Below are 17228 nucleotides of genomic sequence, written 5' to 3' on the forward strand. Positions count from 1 at the left end.
CAATAACAAGAAGGCGGACCCCATGAGCAGTCATCACCAAGACAAGGCGACGTTCCTCGAACGCCTGATTTTCAACAACCGCCCGGCAGTGATCATCATTTGCCTGCTGGTCAGCATTTTCCTGTTCTGGCAGGCCACGCTGATCCGGCCGTCCACCAGTTTCGAAAAAATGATTCCCCTCGAGCACCCGTTCATCGAGAAGATGCTCGAACACCGCAATGACCTGGCGAACCTGGGCAACACGGTACGGATTTCCGTGGAAGCTACCAACGGCGATATTTTCTCCAAGGAGTACATGGAGACCCTGCGCCAGATCCACGACGAGGTCTTTTACATCTCCGGCGTCGACCGCTCCGGCCTGAAGTCGCTGTGGAGCCCGAGCGTGCGCTGGACCGAAGTGACGGAGGAGGGCTTCGCCGGTGGCGAGGTGATCCCGCAGAGCTACAACGGTTCGGCCGACAGCCTCGACCTGTTGCGCAACAACGTGCTCAAGTCCGGCCAGGTCGGGCGCCTGGTGGCGAACGATTTCAAATCGAGCATCATCGATATCCCGCTGCTGGAGTCCTATCCCGACCCGCAAGACCAAGGCAAATTGCTCGCCCTCGATTATCGGAAGTTTTCCCACGAGCTTGAAGACAAGATCCGCAACAAGTTCGAAGCGCAGAACCCGAATGTGCAGATTCACATCGTCGGCTTCGCCAAGAAGGTCGGCGACCTGATCGACGGCCTGGTCATGGTGGTGCTGTTCTTCGGCGTGGCCTTCGTCATCACCCTGATCCTGCTGTACTGGTTCACCAACTGCATGCGCAGCACCGTTGCGGTATTGAGCACCACCCTGGTGGCGGTGGTCTGGCAGCTGGGGTTGATGCACGCGGCCGGTTTCGGCCTGGATCCGTACTCGATGCTGGTGCCGTTCCTGATCTTCGCCATCGGCATTTCCCACGGCGTACAGAAAATCAACGGCATCGCCTTGCAGTCCAGCGAGGCGGACAACGCCTTGACGGCGGCGCGGCGCACCTTCCGCCAATTATTCCTGCCAGGGATGATCGCGATCCTGGCCGATGCCGTCGGCTTCATCACCTTGCTGATCATCGACATCGGCGTGATTCGCGAACTGGCCATCGGCGCGTCCATCGGCGTGGCGGTGATTGTGTTCACCAACCTGATCCTGCTGCCGGTGGCGATTTCCTACGTCGGTATCAGCAAGCGCGCGGTCGAGCGCAGCAAGAAAGACGCGACCCGCGAACATCCGTTCTGGCGCCTGCTGTCGAACTTTGCCAGCGCCAAGGTCGCGCCGGTATCGATTGCCCTGGCCGTGCTCGCGTTTGGCGGCGGCCTCTGGTACAGCCAGAACCTGAAGATCGGCGACCTCGACCAGGGTGCCCCGGAATTGCGTCCGGACTCGCGCTACAACCAGGACAACAATTTCATCATCAGCAACTATTCCACCAGTTCCGATGTGCTGGTGGTGATGGTCAAGACCAAGGCCGAAGGCTGTTCGCGCTACGAAGCCATGGCGCCCATCGACGAGCTGATGTGGAAGATGCAGAACACCGAGGGCGTGCAGTCGGCTATTTCCCTGGTGACTGTGTCCAAGCAGATGATCAAGGGCATGAACGAGGGCAACCTGAAATGGGAAACCCTGTCGCGCAACCCTGATGTACTGAACAGCTCCATTGCCCGGGCCGACGGCCTGTACAACAACAGCTGTTCCCTGGCGCCGGTGCTGGTGTTCCTCAACGACCACAAGGCCGAGACGCTCGACCGCGCCGTGACGGCGGTGCAGGACTTCGCCAAGGAGCACAACCGCGATGGCCTGGAGTTCATCCTCGCCGCCGGTAACGCCGGGATCGAGGCGGCCACCAACGAGGTGATCAAGGAGTCGGAACTGACCATCCTGATCCTCGTGTATATCTGCGTGGCGACGATGTGCATGATCACCTTCCGTTCCTGGGCAGCAACGCTGTGCATCGTGCTGCCACTGGTGCTGACCTCGGTGCTGGGCAACGCTCTGATGGCGTTCATGGGCATCGGCGTGAAAGTCGCGACATTGCCGGTGGTAGCCCTCGGCGTAGGGATCGGCGTGGACTACGGCATCTACATCTACAGCCGCCTGGAAAGTTTCCTGCGCGCCGGCCTGCCGTTGCAGGAGGCCTATTACCAGACGCTGAAATCCACTGGCAAGGCGGTGCTGTTCACCGGCTTGTGCCTGGCCATCGGCGTCTGCACCTGGATTTTCTCGGCGATCAAGTTCCAGGCGGACATGGGCCTGATGCTGACGTTCATGTTGTTGTGGAACATGTTCGGTGCGCTGTGGCTGCTGCCCGCGCTGGCGCGATTCCTGATCAAGCCGGAGAAGCTGGCGGGGCAGAAGGGCAACTCGTTGTTTGCTCACTGAAGCCTGATGCCTGAAAAAAACAGGAAAGCCGCAACCTGAGGTTGCGGCTTTTTTCATCCGGCTTCGGACAAACGTGCCGATAGCTCAGCGATTATTGGTCGAGGGGCAAGAACCAGCGTTGCGCCAGAGGTTTGCCGATCTGGCCGCGATGCACGTTCACGACGGCGTAGGGGCCTTCAGCTTTGGACAGCATTGAATAGTAGCTTTCCTTCCGTTGCTCCTTGGTTTTCACGTGTGCAACGCTGTAGTCGGCTTTCGGGGTGTCGGCCTTTTCATAGTGAAAATGGGCATACCAGAGGGGGAAGCCGTTACGGTCGTGGATTGCATATTCCTGGATGAAGTCCTTGCGGACTCCGCTCATTGCTGTGCGGTCGCCGTACTTGCCGACCTGGATCAATTCTTTTGCGAACAGATAGCGGAGATTGCCGTCGGTGGGTGGCAGTTTCAGGCTCAGCTCGGTGCGCAGGTAGCCGCCCTGGGCTGCGAGGCGGGTGGCGGCCGTTGTCAGTTCCTTGATCAAGGTCTGGTCTCGCGGATCGGGCGCCGTTGTGGAGGCCTTGACGGCTTGCTCAAGTTCCTCGGCGACTTTACGAAAGCGAGCCGCCTCGTTGTTCATGATCTCCTCGATTTCCTGCGGGTAGCGGCACTGGGCTTTATAGCCTTTTGACTTTTTCAGAAGTTGTTCCAGTTGCCCGAGCAGTTTTCGTGCGGCGCCTTTGATTTCGCTGACAGGTCTCGTTTTCAGAAGCGGGGCCTGTCGCACTTCCTCGACGAGGTCCCAAGCGTCTTCATGGCGGGAATAGGTGCCTAGCAACCGGCCATCGTTTTCGGAACGCAGCTCGACGACATCAATCGACAAGGTTGTGCCCGTGACGGTCTCACCTCCGACTAATACCGTTTCGCCGGCAGGTTTTAGGTCGCCAACCAATACACCATTATGGCGGGTTCGGATCACTTTTTTCTGAGGGCGTCCGGCGGATGTTCCGGTGCGTTTGGGCGCACGCACGGGCGGTTTCGGCTCGGGTTTTATTTCCGTGGCCAGTTCCTGGGAAACTTCCTGATACAGCCCCTCGACCAAGGTCACCAGCCTGTCGAAATAAGGCAGGTCCATCTCATCGGCGTGAAGGGCCTTCACGATCTGTAGGGCATCCAGCGCCTTGCCATAGTGTTCGGACAGGCTCTCCAACACCTCGAACCGTTCCGAGAAGTCGTACGTCCACAACGTAGCGTGAGATTGCACTTGTTCCATTAACGGCGTGCTGATGCTTTTCAGGCGCTCGCCCACCTCGCTTTCGCCGCGTGAAGCGAGCATTGCGCCTAAGGTCGCCTGCAGCGCTTTGGTACTCAACGAATCGGTTTTTGCCACCGGGCGATCACGGGTCAGGCGGTCGAACGCTTCCCGGCCCTTGCCAGACCGGTTCAATAGTGAATCCAGCAAGCGGTGTTCGAGCTCCATCCAATAGATCGTGCGCTCATTGAGTTCGTACAACTGCGCGGCAAACCTCAAATAGCCCGTCGGGTCATCAGCGATCGCCTTCAAGCGGTCTGGCAACACCCCCACGAATAAGGACTGAGCGGCCTCCAGGGCTCGCATGTCCTTCGCGACGACGGAAATGGCTGAACGACCATAATCAATCAACGCCTGTGTGATCTGGTAAATATTGTCAAGGGAGATTGGTATGTTCAGTTTGAGAGCTTCGGGCTCGTTGTCCAGGATTTTCAAAGCGGCATCGGCCTGCTCTTTCAGCTGTTCATACAAGCTTTTACGTATTGGCGCCATCCGCGTCTCATCAGGTGGCGTACCAGCCTCCAAGGACGTCAGCAGTTTGAAGGTGATGTTGAGCTTTTTAGTCCGCTCTTCACTTTTTTCGATGAATTCCCTGGTTTGCGCGTGGATTTCCGTCTTTCTTTTTTCGTTGAGGCGGCGTTGTTCCTCCACGCGCTTGGGCGGCATCCCGCCACGCAAGCCGAGACCCACATCCACGGACCAGTTACCCTGGCCGTCCGATAGTAATGCCGGTCCCCTTCGTGTCGGGTCGTGTGGGTCGACGATCTGTACGGTGCCGTCCCACGTGTCGACTTGATACAGCTCGCCCTCAACCAGGGCATGCCATTTGTTGTTAATGACATAGAGGCCGGTGTACGGACCAGACGCGAGTGCAGTGGGCATGTCAGCGGGACGCTGCACTGTCAGGCGCTGCAGGCGGGTGCGTTGCTCCAGCGTCAGGCGCCGACGGGCGCTGGCGAAACTGAAGTCGAGGTGGTCAAAAGCAGCTTGGGCGTGTTCCCCGGGCAGGTAGACGGGGCCTTCGATGACGTCTGGCAGGGCCGGCTTGGGCCATTGCTCGGGAACGATGCGCGGCGCAGGCGCACGCATCGCCCGGTCTTCCAGTTCGTGGGGCAGTGGCTTGCGAACGGGCTCGCCGAGGGACAAGGCCTGGTGCCCGAGCATGGCGAAGTTCAAGAGAAAGTCGACGGTAGCGAGCTCCCGCGTTGTCCGATCCTCGCTCTGCATGGCCGGGATGTCTTGCCCGGCGACGGCGATCACGTTCCATAACCAGGCGACGCTTATCAGCGGGCCACGCAGGATAGGCACCAACAGTGTGTTGAACAGCAGCCCGCCGCCCTCGAGAAGGGTAGCCCAGCGGCTCTCGGCGTTGGACACCGAATCCCTGTCGGCCTGGGCGACCAGGGCTCGGGCGTTGCTGCCGTAGAGATACTCCATCAGCTTGCCGTTGTGCAGGAATTGCAACAGTTCCTCGTTGATACCGTCCATCGCGAGTGTCGCCGGGGCCGGCTTTTCGGGAAGCCCGAATTCGTCGCCTTGAAAAAAGTGCACGATGTGTGGCTCCAGGAAGCCGCCATTGGCATACACCGGGCGCGCGGCATCCGCTAACCAAGTCAAGACGCTGGTCTGCAGTTCGCCGTCCTCGCCAATGGCCGTCAACAGTGCCTGGCGTGTTGGGAACTCCATCAACGAGGGCGAGTAAAGCGGGCGATACAGCAAGTGCGGTCCCGTATCGACGTCTTGCGCTTCGATGACAAACATGTTCGTCACGACGTCAGGGCGGGACCCCGTTTTACGCAGAAGGGCCAGGAGGCGAATCACCACCGGGCGACCGTCGACCTTTTGGTCATCGACATCGGGTTGAAGGACGGCTTCGAGAAGATCCAGGCCTTGACGGGTTATGCCCGGCTCGTGGTCGAGCTTTTGCTTGAGTGCTTCGAGAAGCAGCTCTGCGGGGACCTGGTCAGCGAATCTCTGTTGACGCAGGGTAGGCAGATCGTCAAACAGCTTTTGCTGTAGATACTTGGGATAAGTCGCGCCGATGTCGACCTGTTCAATCAGCCCTCCCTGGCGGGTTATGTAGTCCGGTGTCAGCCATTCGGGGAGCGTCAGGCCCAAGTGATGGCTGAGTGCGAGGTTGCCACTGGGGCGGGCGACGAGATTGTGGATGGCCAGTTCGGTCAGCTTCATCGTTTTTTTCTCGATGATTCCGACTGTGCCGGGATATCCCCTCGCTACGGTGAAGGTCAGTATCACATCGTCGGGGTTGTAGCTGGAGGGCTGGGCTTTCTTTGGCGAGTTATCGTTCGTTCGCGCCATGCGCTCAAACAGGGCTTGGGACGTGAAGGTCTTGATATCCTGGATATTACTCAGGAAGGTTTGGCCCGGGCTGCGTTTTTTCGCGCCGGCCAACACCAGGCAGTAATGTTGGAATCTGGATTGATCGGCGATGGGTGCTTTTTTCAACCACTCGGGCAACAGCGGCTCAATGAGCTGCGACATCTGAGGCGTGAGGTGCGGGGTATCGAGCAGGTAGCGGGCCGGGTCGCTCAATTCGCGGTGCAGCGTACGCAAGTCCTGCAGCCCGACCCGGGAAGGCAACTCCAGCGCCCGAAGGTCAGCCAGTTGTTGCTCCAGGATCAGCGCTGCCTGGGTATCGAACACGTTGCCGGCGATCTCGTTGCGTGTGCAAGTGACGGTGTCGACAAGGTACCGGCTGGCGATGAGTTCACTCCAGTAACGATGAAAGGCCTCCAGCGATTCAAAGGACTGAACGGCGCTGCCCGGGCTGCAAAGCAGCAGGAGAGTTCCACCTTTGGTGGCGCGGCTCAGCAGAATCTCGCTGCTGTAAGTCACGCTGCGCAAGGCGCCTCGAACAAGGGTACTTTCCAGGCTGTAGGCGTAGACGTTGGCCTGACTGTCGGCGCGCAAGCGCTGCTTGCTGACCGGCCGGCGGGTGATCTGGTCGATGATTTCACGTGCCTGTTCGCTGAGCCCGGATTGTTGCAAGCCGCGAGTCTGCAATATGTTTTTCAATACACCGCTGAGCCAGTCCCAGCGGCTGCTGCCTTGATGAGGATCAATGTCGGCATTCCAATAGCGGACCAGCGCATCTTCAAATCCGATCGGTACTGTCCAGGGCAGCTCAAGTAACAGATTTTCGAGCTTACGCATGTCCTGCGTTTGAGCTATGAGAGGGTGCGGCATATTTTCGGAAAGGAAACAGCCAAGCTTGCTCCACTGCGGGAAGTCGATGGGAGTGCCGGTAGCCAGGTAATCGAGGACGAGCGTCATGAAGGGGACGGTCGTCCAGCCGGCAGAGGTCTCGTCTGGAGTTGCCAATACAACCTTGGAGAGGTTGAGGTTCAACATTCGCCAGCCGTATCTGCGTTTAATGGTTTGCTCGAACACGCTCAGCACAACCTGTTCGAAGGTGGGGCGACCGGCAAATTGCAGGCTGACGGTTTGTGCCTGTGTGCTGGCGTTGCCAGCCGGGGAGGGCGATGCCATGTGAAGTTCCTTTTCATAAACCCGAGGCCGTCAGGATGACGACTCGCGCAGTATCGCCATGACTGTTCCAGGCGTGCGGTACATAGATACCGCCCGCTTGAACGCCAGGCATGCCAGGTTCGTGAGGGACTTCAGTAAATCGGCGGTGGATCAGGCGGGATCGCTGCCCAGCACTACATTCAGCGCACTGCGGGCATCGTCCAATTGCACCAGCGTGGCATGGCGGGCGCCGAGGGCATCGCGGTTCTCGATGGCGGTGAGGATCGCCTTGTGCCGTGGCATCGCCAGCTCGTGCAGGTTGGGCCGTTGGTTGGAGTGCTTGAGGGCTTCGGCGATGGCCACCGACAGCATGTTGCACAGGTTGGCGAGCAGGTCGTTGTGGGTGGCGTCGGCGATGCGGCTGTGAAAGTCCAGGTCCGGTTGCAGAAGGGCTTCCGGGGTCGGGGCGGCTTCCATGCGCTGGTAGGCTTCGCTGATGGCGGCGATGTCGGCGTCGGTGGCGAATTGCGCGGCGAGGGCGGCGGCGGCCGGCTCGATGATGCTGCGCACGCTGGTGAGCAGTCCGAAGAACTCGTTCTGCGGACTGCTCTGCATCAGCCAGTGCAGCACATCGGGGTCGAGCATGTGCCATTCCCGACGCGGCTTGACCACCGTGCCCACTCGCGGCCGCGAATACACCAGGCCCTTGGCGACCAGCACGCGCGTGGCTTCGCGCAGTACCGGGCGGCTGACGGCATATTCTTCGCACAGCAAGGCTTCGGCGGGCAGTTTGTCGTCGGGCTTGAAGCGGCCAGAGACGATCTGCATGCCCAGTTCCTGGACGATGCGCGCGTGCATGCTCTTGCGGTCGGAGGGTTTGCGGTAATCCATGGGGGGCGGCGCGATCCTGTGTGCGAGGGGTGCTGCGCATGATAGCAGGCGCGGCGAGGGCGGGTCGCTAGTGCGAGTTTTTCATAGACGCAGATCCATTGTGGGAGCGAGCCTGCTCGCGAAGGCGGTGGCCCAGCCTACAGTGATGCAGGCTGAGCCGATGCCTTCGCGAGCAGGCTCGCTCCCACATGAGACAGGATCAATGGGAGTGACGCGGCACCTCGGCGCCGCGGCAGCCCACCAGGAAGTCGAAGTCGCAACCCTGGTCGGCTTGCAGCACATGGTCAATGTACAGCTGGCGGTAGCCACCGACCAGCAATTGCTGCGGTGGCGCCAGGTCGGCCAGGCGCGCGGCGAGTTCGGCGTCGGGGATGTCCAGGTGCAAGCGGCCGCTGGCGCAATCGAGTTCGATCCAGTCACCTTCTTTCACCGCGGCCAAAGGCCCACCGGCCGCCGCTTCCGGTGCCACATGCAGCACCACGGTGCCGTAGGCGGTGCCGCTCATGCGCGCATCGGAAATACGCACCATGTCCGTCACCCCCTGGGCCAGCAGTTTGGCTGGCAAGCCCATGTTGCCGACTTCGGCCATGCCCGGATAACCCTTCGGCCCGCAGTTCTTCATGACCAGGATCGAGTCGGCATCCACGTCGAGCTCCGGATCGTTGATCCGCGCCTTGTACTCGTCGAAGTTCTCGAACACCACCGCGCGACCGCGATGCTGCATCAGTTCGGCGGTGGCCGCGGACGGCTTGAGCACTGCGCCCAATGGCGCCAGGTTGCCGCGCAGTACGCAGATGCCGCCGTCGGCGCGGATCGGGTTGTCGAGGGTGCGAATGACTTCGTCCTGGCCGTAGATCGGCGCGTCCTTGGTGTTTTCGCCGAGGCTCTTGCCGTTCACCGTCAGTGCGTTCGGGTGGGGGATCAGGTTCGCTTCGCCGAGACGACGGAGCACGGCGGGCAGGCCACCGGCGTAATAGAACTCTTCCATCAGGAAGCGCCCGGACGGCTGCAAGTCGACGATGGTGGGCATGCCGCGCCCGATGCGGGTCCAATCGTCGAGGTCCAGCTGTACGCCAATGCGCCCGGCAATGGCCTTGAGGTGGATCACCGCGTTGGTCGAACCGCCAATGGCGGCGTTGACGCGGATAGCGTTTTCAAAGGCTTCCTTGGTCAGGATCTTCGACAGTTTCAGGTCTTCGCGGACCATTTCCACGGCGCGCATGCCGGACATATGGGCGAGCACATAACGACGGGCGTCCACGGCCGGAATCGCCGCGTTGTGGGGCAGGGAGGTGCCGAGGGCTTCGGCCATGCAGGCCATGGTCGACGCCGTGCCCATGGTGTTGCAGGTGCCGGCCGAGCGGGACATGCCGCCCTCGGCCGCGAGGAAATCATCGATGGTGATGGTGCCGGCCTTGACCTGTTCGCTCAACTGCCAGACCACGGTGCCCGAGCCAATGTCCTGGCCCTTGTGCTTGCCGTTGAGCATCGGCCCGCCGGTGACGACGATGGCCGGCACGTCGCAACTGGCGGCGCCCATCAGCAGGGCCGGAGTGGTCTTGTCGCAACCGGTGAGCAATACCACGCCATCAATCGGGTTGCCGCGAATCGCCTCTTCCACGTCCATGCTCGCCAGGTTGCGGGTCAGCATGGCGGTGGGGCGCAGGTTCGATTCGCCGTTGGAGAACACCGGGAATTCCACCGGAAAGCCCCCGGCCTCGATCACGCCGCGCTTGACGTGCTCGGCGATCTGCCGGAAATGCGCGTTGCACGGTGTCAGCTCCGACCAGGTGTTGCAGATACCGATGATCGGCTTGCCATGGAACTGGTGGTCGGCGATGCCCTGATTTTTCATCCAGCTGCGGTACATGAAGCCGTTTTTGTCGGCGGTGCCAAACCATTGGGCCGAGCGCAGGGAGGGTTTCTTATCAGACATGATCGATTCTCTTATTGTATGACTATATTGTTCGAGCTGAAGCGTAACATAAGCGCAATTTACGCCGTTTGGAAGTGTTGTTGGGTAAATAGTATTACTATATAGTCCGATTTAACGGAGGGGTTGTCCTGGCGGTCATTCGCGAGAGAAATCCCCCGAGGTTCTATAACAACAACAATCGGAGACCGGTCCCATGAGCCAGGAATTGCGGCTTATACGTCGCATCACACTCAAACTGATTCCCTTCCTGATCCTGCTTTACCTGATCGCGTACGTGGATCGCTCCGCCGTGGGCTTCGCCAAGCTGCACATGGGCGCGGACATCGGCATCGGCGACGCCGCCTACGGCCTCGGCGCGGGCCTGTTCTTCATCGGTTATTTCCTCCTGGAGATTCCCAGCAACCTGATGCTGGAACGCTTCGGTGCGCGGCGCTGGTTTGCCCGGATCATGATCACCTGGGGCGCAATCACCATCGGCATGGCTTTTGTGCAGGGGCCTTATAGTTTCTACGTGATGCGCTTTCTGTTGGGCGCGGCCGAAGCCGGGTTCTTTCCGGGCGTGCTGTATTACATCACCCAGTGGTTCCCGGTGCGCCATCGCGGCAAGATCCTCGGGCTGTTCATTCTTTCCCAACCCATTGCGATGATGATCACCGGCCCCGTTTCCGGTGGCTTGCTGGGCATGGACGGCATCCTCGGCCTGCACGGCTGGCAGTGGTTGTTCATCGTCATCGGCCTGCCGGCGGTGCTGTTGACCTGGCCGGTGCTGCGTTATCTGCCGGACGGCCCGCAACAGGTCAAATGGATGGACCAGTCCGAGAAGGACTGGCTGACCGGTGAGCTGAAAAAGGACCTGGAGGAATACGGCCAGACCCGTCATGGCAACCCGCTGCATGCGCTCAAGGACAAGCGCGTCCTGCTGCTGGCGCTGTTCTACCTGCCGGTGACCCTGAGCATCTACGGCCTGGGGCTGTGGCTGCCGACGCTGATCAAGCAGTTCGGCGGCAGTGACCTGGTGACCGGCTTTGTCTCTTCCGTGCCGTATATCTTCGGCATCATTGGCCTGCTGATCATTCCTCGCAGCTCCGACCGCCTGAACGACCGTTACGGTCACTTGGCCGTGTTGTATGTATTGGGCGCCATCGGTCTGTTCCTCAGCGCCTGGTTGACCGTGCCGGTGCTGCAACTGGCGGCGTTGTGCCTGGTGGCGTTTGCACTGTTTTCCTGCACGGCGGTGTTCTGGACCTTGCCGGGGCGGTTTTTCGCCGGTGCCAGCGCGGCGGCGGGCATTGCCTTGATCAACTCGGTAGGCAACCTGGGCGGCTACATCGGCCCGTTCGTGATCGGCGCCTTGAAGGAATACACCGGTAATCTGGCGTCCGGGCTGTACTTCCTGTCGTGCGTGATGGTGTTCGGCCTGGTGTTGACCGGCGTGGTCTATCGCTTGCTCGAACGCAAGCACGTATTGCCGGCTGACCAGTTCGCGGCAAGCGCCCGCGGGGCGACGCGTAGCTGATTTATTGCAATCCGCTGCGCAAGAGCTTTTGTGGCGAGGGAGCTTGCTCCCGCTCGACTGCGTAGCAGTCGCAATATGGGCGATGTGTTTTGCCTGAATGAACACGGCGCCTGAAAGTAGGGGGGCTTCGCCCCCAGCGGGAGCAAGCTCCCTCGCCACAAAAAAGCCTGCAAAGCGATTCGGCGTTCATATTCAAGTTTTGTTTACAGGGAGAAACCCATGCGTTTAGTTCAGTTCGAATTGAGTAACGGCGAACGCCGCGTCGGTGTAGTTGACGGCGAGCAGGTGCGCGAAGTGCAGGGCGCCGCGACGGTGCGCGACCTGGCGCTGGCCGCCATCGAGGCGGGCGTCAAGCTTGAGCAACAGGTCGACGGCCTGGGCCTGGGAGCGAGCCATGACTATGCGCAACTGCTGAGCGAGTTGCGCATCCTGCCGCCGCTGGACCATCCAGACCCGGCTCACCTGCTGGTCAGCGGTACCGGCCTGACTCACCTGGGCAGCGCCTCGGCCCGGGACAAGATGCACCAACAGGCTGGCGACGAGAGCGCCATGACCGACACCATGCGCATCTTCAAATGGGGCGTGGAGGGCGGCAAACCCGCCGCCGGGCAGGCTGGCGTTCAGCCGGAATGGTTCTACAAGGGCGACGGCAGCATCGTCGTCCGTCCCGGCCATCCGTTCCCGCTGCCGCCCTTTGCCGAAGACGCTGGCGAGGAGCCGGAAATCAGCGGCCTGTATGTCATCGGTCACGACGGCAAGCCATATCGGCTGGGCTTTGCGGTGGGCAACGAATTCTCCGATCACGTCATGGAACGCAAGAATTATCTGTACCTGGCCCATTCGAAACTGCGCAGTTGCAGCTTCGGCCCGGAACTTCGCGTGGGCGAACTGCCTCAACATCTGTCCGGGACCAGTCGTATCCTGCGCAACGGCGAAGTGCTGTGGCAGAGCGAATTCCTCAGCGGCGAGGCGAACATGTGCCACAGCCTCGAGAACCTCGAGTTCCACCATTTCAAGTACAGTCAGTTCCTGCGCCCCGGGGACGTGCACGTTCACTTCTTCGGCACCGCGACGCTGTCGTTCGCCGACGGCATCCGCACCCAGCCGGGGGACGTGTTCGAAATCAGCCAGGCCGAATTCGGCGCACCGCTGATCAACGGCATTGCTCCGGTAGACGCGGTGTTCAACCCAGGTACTATCGGCACACTTTAAAAGGAGACTTGCGATGAACCAGATCCTTGGCCACAACTACATCGGCGGCGCCCGCAGCGCGGCCGGCCAGACTCGCCTGCAAAGTTTCGACGCCAGCACCGGCGAGGCCTTGCCGCATGATTTCGTCCAGGCCACGGCGGAAGAAGTCGACGCCGCCGCCAAGGCCGCCGCGGCGGCTTATCCAGCCTACCGCAGCCTGAGCGCGGCGCGCCGGGCCGAATTTCTCGATGCCATCGCCGATGAGCTGGACGCCTTGGGTGATGAGTTCGTCGCCGTGGTCTGCCGCGAAACCGCGTTGCCAGCCGCACGGATCCAGGGCGAGCGCGGCCGCACCAGCGGGCAGATGCGCCTGTTCGCCAAGGTCTTGCGCCGTGGCGATTTCTACGGCGCGCGCATCGACCGGGCCTTGCCGGAGCGTACGCCGCTGCCGCGCCCGGACCTGCGCCAGTACCGCATTGGTCTCGGTCCGGTGGCCGTGTTTGGCGCCAGCAACTTCCCATTGGCATTCTCCACCGCTGGCGGTGACACCGCTGCCGCGCTGGCCGCCGGTTGCCCGGTGGTATTCAAGGCGCACAGTGGCCACATGGCCACCGCCGAGCATGTGGCCGATGCGATCATTCGCGCGGCTGAAAAGACTTCGATGCCGGCCGGTGTGTTCAACATGATCTACGGCGGTGGCGTCGGCGAATGGCTGGTCAAGCATCCGGCGATCCAGGCCGTCGGCTTCACCGGTTCCCTGAAAGGCGGGCGTGCCCTGTGCGACATGGCGGCCGCGCGGCCCCAGCCGATCCCGGTCTTCGCCGAGATGTCGAGCATTAACCCGGTGATCGTCCTCCCGCAAGCGTTGCAAGCGCGCGCCGAAATCGTTGCTCGCGACCTGACCGCCTCGGTGGTGCAAGGCTGCGGTCAGTTCTGCACCAACCCTGGCCTGGTGATCGGTATCCGCTCACCTGAGTTCACTGCCTTCACCCAGCAGGTGGCTGCGCTGATCGGCGACCAGGCGCCGCAAACCATGCTCAATGCCGGCACGCTGCAAAGCTACGGCAAAGGCCTGCAAAAATTGCTCGCCCACCCAGGCATCGAACACCTGGCCGGTCGCGAGCAGCAAGGCAAGCAGGCGCAACCGCAATTGTTCAAGGCTGACGCCAGCCTGTTGATCGACGGTGACGAGGCGTTGCAGGAAGAAGTCTTCGGCCCGACCACGGTGTTTGTCGAAGTGGCGGACCAGGCGCAATTGAGCGCTGCGCTGCATGGCCTGCACGGCCAGCTCACCGCCACGATCATTGGCGAACCGGCGGACTTCGAACGGTTCGGTGAACTGACGCCGTTGCTGGAGCAGAAAGTCGGCCGCATCTTGCTCAACGGTTATCCAACCGGTGTGGAGGTCTGCGATTCGATGGTCCATGGCGGGCCTTACCCGGCGACGTCCGATGCGCGTGGCACTTCGGTCGGCACGCTGGCGATCGATCGGTTCCTGCGTCCGGTGTGCTTCCAGAACTACCCCGACAACCTGTTGCCAGAGCCGTTGAAGAACGCCAACCCGCTGGGGATCCTGCGGCTGGTGGATGGCGTGCCGGGGCGCGAGGCGCTCTGAAGTTTCGACCGTTCCATTGAGGTTTGATGGGCCGCCGCCATCGCGAGCAAGCTCGCTCCCACAGGGAATCTATTGTGAATACCAAATTTGTGTTCACTGAAAATCTCAACTGTGGGAGCGAGCTTGCTCGCGATGGCGATAGGTCGGCCAGCACCGCTTTCGAACCTTATGGCCCAAGCCCCACTCTGACATTGGGTTATCATGCCGCCTTTCCCAATGACTGACTGATCGCCATGACTGCCCCGACCGACACTCTGCTGCAAGCCCTCGAACACTGCGACATGCTGATCATCGACGGGCTGCACGCTTTCGATTTTTCCCTCGACGAGCAGGACCAACTGCACGTCGAATGCATGAACGGCCGCACCCTCGAGCATTGGCGCTTCACGCCGGCACAGATGCAGGCCGCGACTTTCGACACAGCCTCGAAACATTGGGTCATCACCAGTGATTCGGGCGATCACCATCTGGAATGCGTGGAGGCGACCAGCGGCCACGACGACGAGGACTCCGAGCATGAAGATGCGTAGTTTCTGGCCATTGCTGATGGCCGGCAGCGTGGGCGCCATGGGCGTCCAGGCAGAAACCACCGAGCACTATCAATTGCTGGTGGGCTCCTACACGGCGGACCAGAGCCAGGGCATCTACCGCATGCAGTTCGACAGCCGGACCGGCCAGCTCGACGCCAAGCCACTGCAGGTGATCAAGACGGACAACCCGTCCTGGTTGACCCTTTCCAAGGACCTGAGCCGGCTGTTCGTGGTCAACGAAAACGGCCCGGGCCAGAAAGACCCGGTGGGCAAGGTCAGCAGTTACGCCGTTAACCCCAAGACCCATGAACTGAGCCTGATCAATCAGGTCCAGTCCCTGGGCAACGAGCCGACTCATTCCAGCCTGAGCCATGACGGCCAGCATCTGCTGGTGAGTAATTATTCCGTTCTGGAAAACCCGGGCGGCACCTTGGTCGTGCTGCCGGTGGGGGCGGATGGCAAGCTCGCGCCAGTGGTGCAGTCGGGCAGCCATCAGCCGAGCCGGGTCAACCCTGAGCGGCAGAACTCGGGGCATGTGCATTCGGCGGTGCCTTCGCCGGACGGCAAGTATGTGTTCGCCAATGACCTGGGGGCGGACAAGGTATTTGTCTACCGCTACGACCCGAAAGCCAACCCCGAGCTGCCGCTGACGCCTGCCGATCCGGCATTCGTGCAGTTGCCGCCGGGCAGCGGGCCGCGTCACCTGCTGTTCAGCAACGACGGCAAGCACGCCTGGCTGACCATGGAGATGACTGCCCAGGTTGCGGTGTTCGACTACCAGGATGGCCGCCTTACCCAGCGTCAACTGGTCGACCTCGCCGCCGGCAAGCCCCAGCCGGGTAAAGCGGCGGCAGCGCTGCATGCGTCCTGGGACGGCAAGTTCCTGTACGTCAGTAATCGGGGCACCACCAACGAACTGGTGGTGTTTGCCATCGACCCGGCGGCTGGCACGCTGAAAGAACTTCAGCGGCGCTCTGTCGAGGGCGACCACCCTCGGGAATTCAGCCTCGACCCGAGTGAAAAATTTGTCCTGGTGGCCAACCAGAAGAGCAACCAGATCGTCGTCATCGAGCGTGATCCGAAGACCGGCCTGCTGGGTAAAACCGTCCAGAAGCTGGCGATGGATGCGCCGAGCGACTTGAAATTCATGGTTCGTCAGTAAGCTGAAGGCCCCGGCTCACGGGGCCTTCGCCGTTGTATCAACCAGACTGATAGTCGCTAGTATTACAAAGCATTTCAAGACGAGACGCCTCGGCGCGTAAGTTTGCTTCACGGCCCCACCGGGCAAATCAGCAAACTGAATCCGAGGACTACCGCCATGAATCTGAATCTCTTCTCCGTTATTGCCGCTTCCGCTATCTCTGCTACCGTGGCATTGCCAGCCAGTGCCAGCATCGAAATCAGCGACAAGAAAAACCGCACCCAGAGCTACACCGAGAAATACCTGCAACAGAGCGCCAACTTCTACGCCGCACTGGATCACAAGACCCAACACTGAATCACGCTGACCCTTGAAGCCTGCGATCTTTTCATTTGCTGCTGGATGCCAGCGGAGAGAAAAGATCGCAGGCTTCGTGCCTGGGCAGAAAATCCCGTTGTGATATCACATAGCCATGTGTTTAAATTTGACGCTAGTTAATTGACTCCTTACCAATAAGGATCGACACCATGGCGATGCGTCTGGCAGTGATGCTGCTGTTTCTCTACTCCACTCCGATTGTCTCGGCGGCCCAGCCAATTCCTGGAGAGCTGGAAGTGGCTCGCGAGCGATTGTTGAGCTTGGTCAACGACTGATTTCAGGGTTTCATCAATCAATAAACCTGATGGTGACTATGCATAATCGTCGCTATTCATAACGGTTTATTTGATTGATTCTGTGGGCATCGAAACATGCCCACGGAGAACCCCATGGCCCGCGCAATCCTTTCTTCCGCCAGACACGGCGCTTACATCGCCATCGGCCTTTACGTCGCATTGGTGCTGGTGGTCAGCGTCGGCGCCCAATACCAAGGCTTCGTTGATTCGTCGCTGCATGCGTCGGTTGCCACTGTCGCCGCCGAACGCGGCGCAGGCAAAGGGGCTGTCGGCGCATGAGCAGATGCAAGTTCTGGGTGATTGCCTTCCTGGCGTTTATCACCAACGGGTTTTCGTTGCTTGGGTTGGGGCAGGCGTCGGCGGGGTCGTTGGCGCGGACGATCGAGTGCAACCACAACATCGCCCATAACATTCTCACCGCCAGGGCATTGGGGGTGTTGGTGGGTAATCCGCCGTCGGCGCCGAGGGTGGCTGAGTTTGGGCCGTTTCAGGTTGATTGCGCGCTGGTGCGCATGTGCAGCGTCGCCGCTTGAAGGGATCTACGGGCTTTTGTGGCGAG

At 60.7% G+C, this 17228-nt stretch carries 13 protein-coding genes; 10 read left to right on the top strand and 3 right to left on the bottom strand.

The genetic code is table 11. The features are described from left to right. Positions 1-22: 22 nt before the first annotated feature. A complete protein-coding gene (locus tag J3P94_RS12050) occupies positions 23-2398 on the top strand; it encodes an efflux RND transporter permease subunit (protein WP_434573619.1) in 2376 nt (791 codons plus the stop codon). Positions 2399-2489: 91 nt separating this feature from the next. Here J3P94_RS12050 and J3P94_RS12055 read toward each other — a convergent pair whose 3' ends face one another. From J3P94_RS12055 to J3P94_RS12065, 3 genes are all read right to left on the bottom strand, one after another. Continuing rightward, positions 2490-7196 (bottom strand): dermonecrotic toxin domain-containing protein, encoded by a 4707-nt coding sequence (locus J3P94_RS12055; RefSeq protein ID WP_434573621.1) that lies wholly within the window; start codon positions 7194-7196, stop codon positions 2490-2492. 150 nt (positions 7197-7346) lie between these two features. Continuing rightward, complete coding sequence (locus J3P94_RS12060) at positions 7347-8066, bottom strand: FadR/GntR family transcriptional regulator (RefSeq protein ID WP_434573623.1); 720 nt, start codon at positions 8064-8066, stop codon at positions 7347-7349. Positions 8067-8265: 199 nt separating this feature from the next. Further along, a complete protein-coding gene (locus J3P94_RS12065; protein ID WP_181290491.1) occupies positions 8266-10002 on the bottom strand; it encodes an IlvD/Edd family dehydratase in 1737 nt (578 codons plus the stop codon). 193 nt (positions 10003-10195) lie between these two features. Between J3P94_RS12065 and J3P94_RS12070 the strand changes: the two genes are divergently transcribed. The 9 genes from J3P94_RS12070 to J3P94_RS12110 all read left to right on the top strand — a co-directional run bounded on the left by J3P94_RS12070 (position 10196) and on the right by J3P94_RS12110 (position 17202). Next, on the top strand, positions 10196-11518 hold the full coding sequence (locus J3P94_RS12070) for an MFS transporter (protein WP_434573625.1): 1323 nt from the start codon (positions 10196-10198) through the stop codon (positions 11516-11518). A 219-nt stretch (positions 11519-11737) separates the two neighbouring features. Continuing rightward, complete coding sequence (araD1, locus tag J3P94_RS12075) at positions 11738-12730, top strand: AraD1 family protein (protein WP_434573627.1); 993 nt, start codon at positions 11738-11740, stop codon at positions 12728-12730. A 13-nt stretch (positions 12731-12743) separates the two neighbouring features. After that, the gene (locus J3P94_RS12080) at positions 12744-14324 is read left to right on the top strand and encodes an aldehyde dehydrogenase (NADP(+)) (RefSeq protein WP_434573629.1); all 1581 of its coding nucleotides are present in this window, start codon (positions 12744-12746) and stop codon (positions 14322-14324) included. A gap of 233 nt (positions 14325-14557) precedes the next feature. Continuing rightward, the gene (locus J3P94_RS12085) at positions 14558-14854 is read left to right on the top strand and encodes a DUF5629 family protein (RefSeq protein WP_434573631.1); all 297 of its coding nucleotides are present in this window, start codon (positions 14558-14560) and stop codon (positions 14852-14854) included. Next, positions 14841-16016: a lactonase family protein gene (locus tag J3P94_RS12090; protein WP_434573633.1), complete on the top strand. Its 1176-nt coding sequence runs from the start codon at positions 14841-14843 to the stop codon at positions 16014-16016. Before J3P94_RS12085 ends, J3P94_RS12090 begins: the two co-directional genes overlap by 14 nt. Positions 16017-16172: 156 nt before the next feature. Further along, the gene (locus J3P94_RS12095; RefSeq protein ID WP_018611529.1) at positions 16173-16352 is read left to right on the top strand and encodes a hypothetical protein; all 180 of its coding nucleotides are present in this window, start codon (positions 16173-16175) and stop codon (positions 16350-16352) included. Positions 16353-16522: 170 nt separating this feature from the next. Further along, positions 16523-16648, top strand: coding sequence for a hypothetical protein (locus J3P94_RS12100; RefSeq protein WP_305500469.1), 126 nt, complete (start codon positions 16523-16525; stop codon positions 16646-16648). Positions 16649-16762: 114 nt separating this feature from the next. Next, a complete protein-coding gene (locus J3P94_RS12105; RefSeq protein WP_434573635.1) occupies positions 16763-16948 on the top strand; it encodes a hypothetical protein in 186 nt (61 codons plus the stop codon). Then, on the top strand, positions 16945-17202 hold the full coding sequence (locus J3P94_RS12110; RefSeq protein ID WP_434573637.1) for a hypothetical protein: 258 nt from the start codon (positions 16945-16947) through the stop codon (positions 17200-17202). The genes J3P94_RS12105 and J3P94_RS12110 overlap by 4 nt, the downstream gene beginning before the upstream one ends. Positions 17203-17228: the final 26 nt, after the last annotated feature.

Origin of the sequence: Pseudomonas sp. Z3-8 (assembly GCF_051131975.1) — a bacterium.
Lineage (GTDB): Bacteria > Pseudomonadota > Gammaproteobacteria > Pseudomonadales > Pseudomonadaceae > Aquipseudomonas.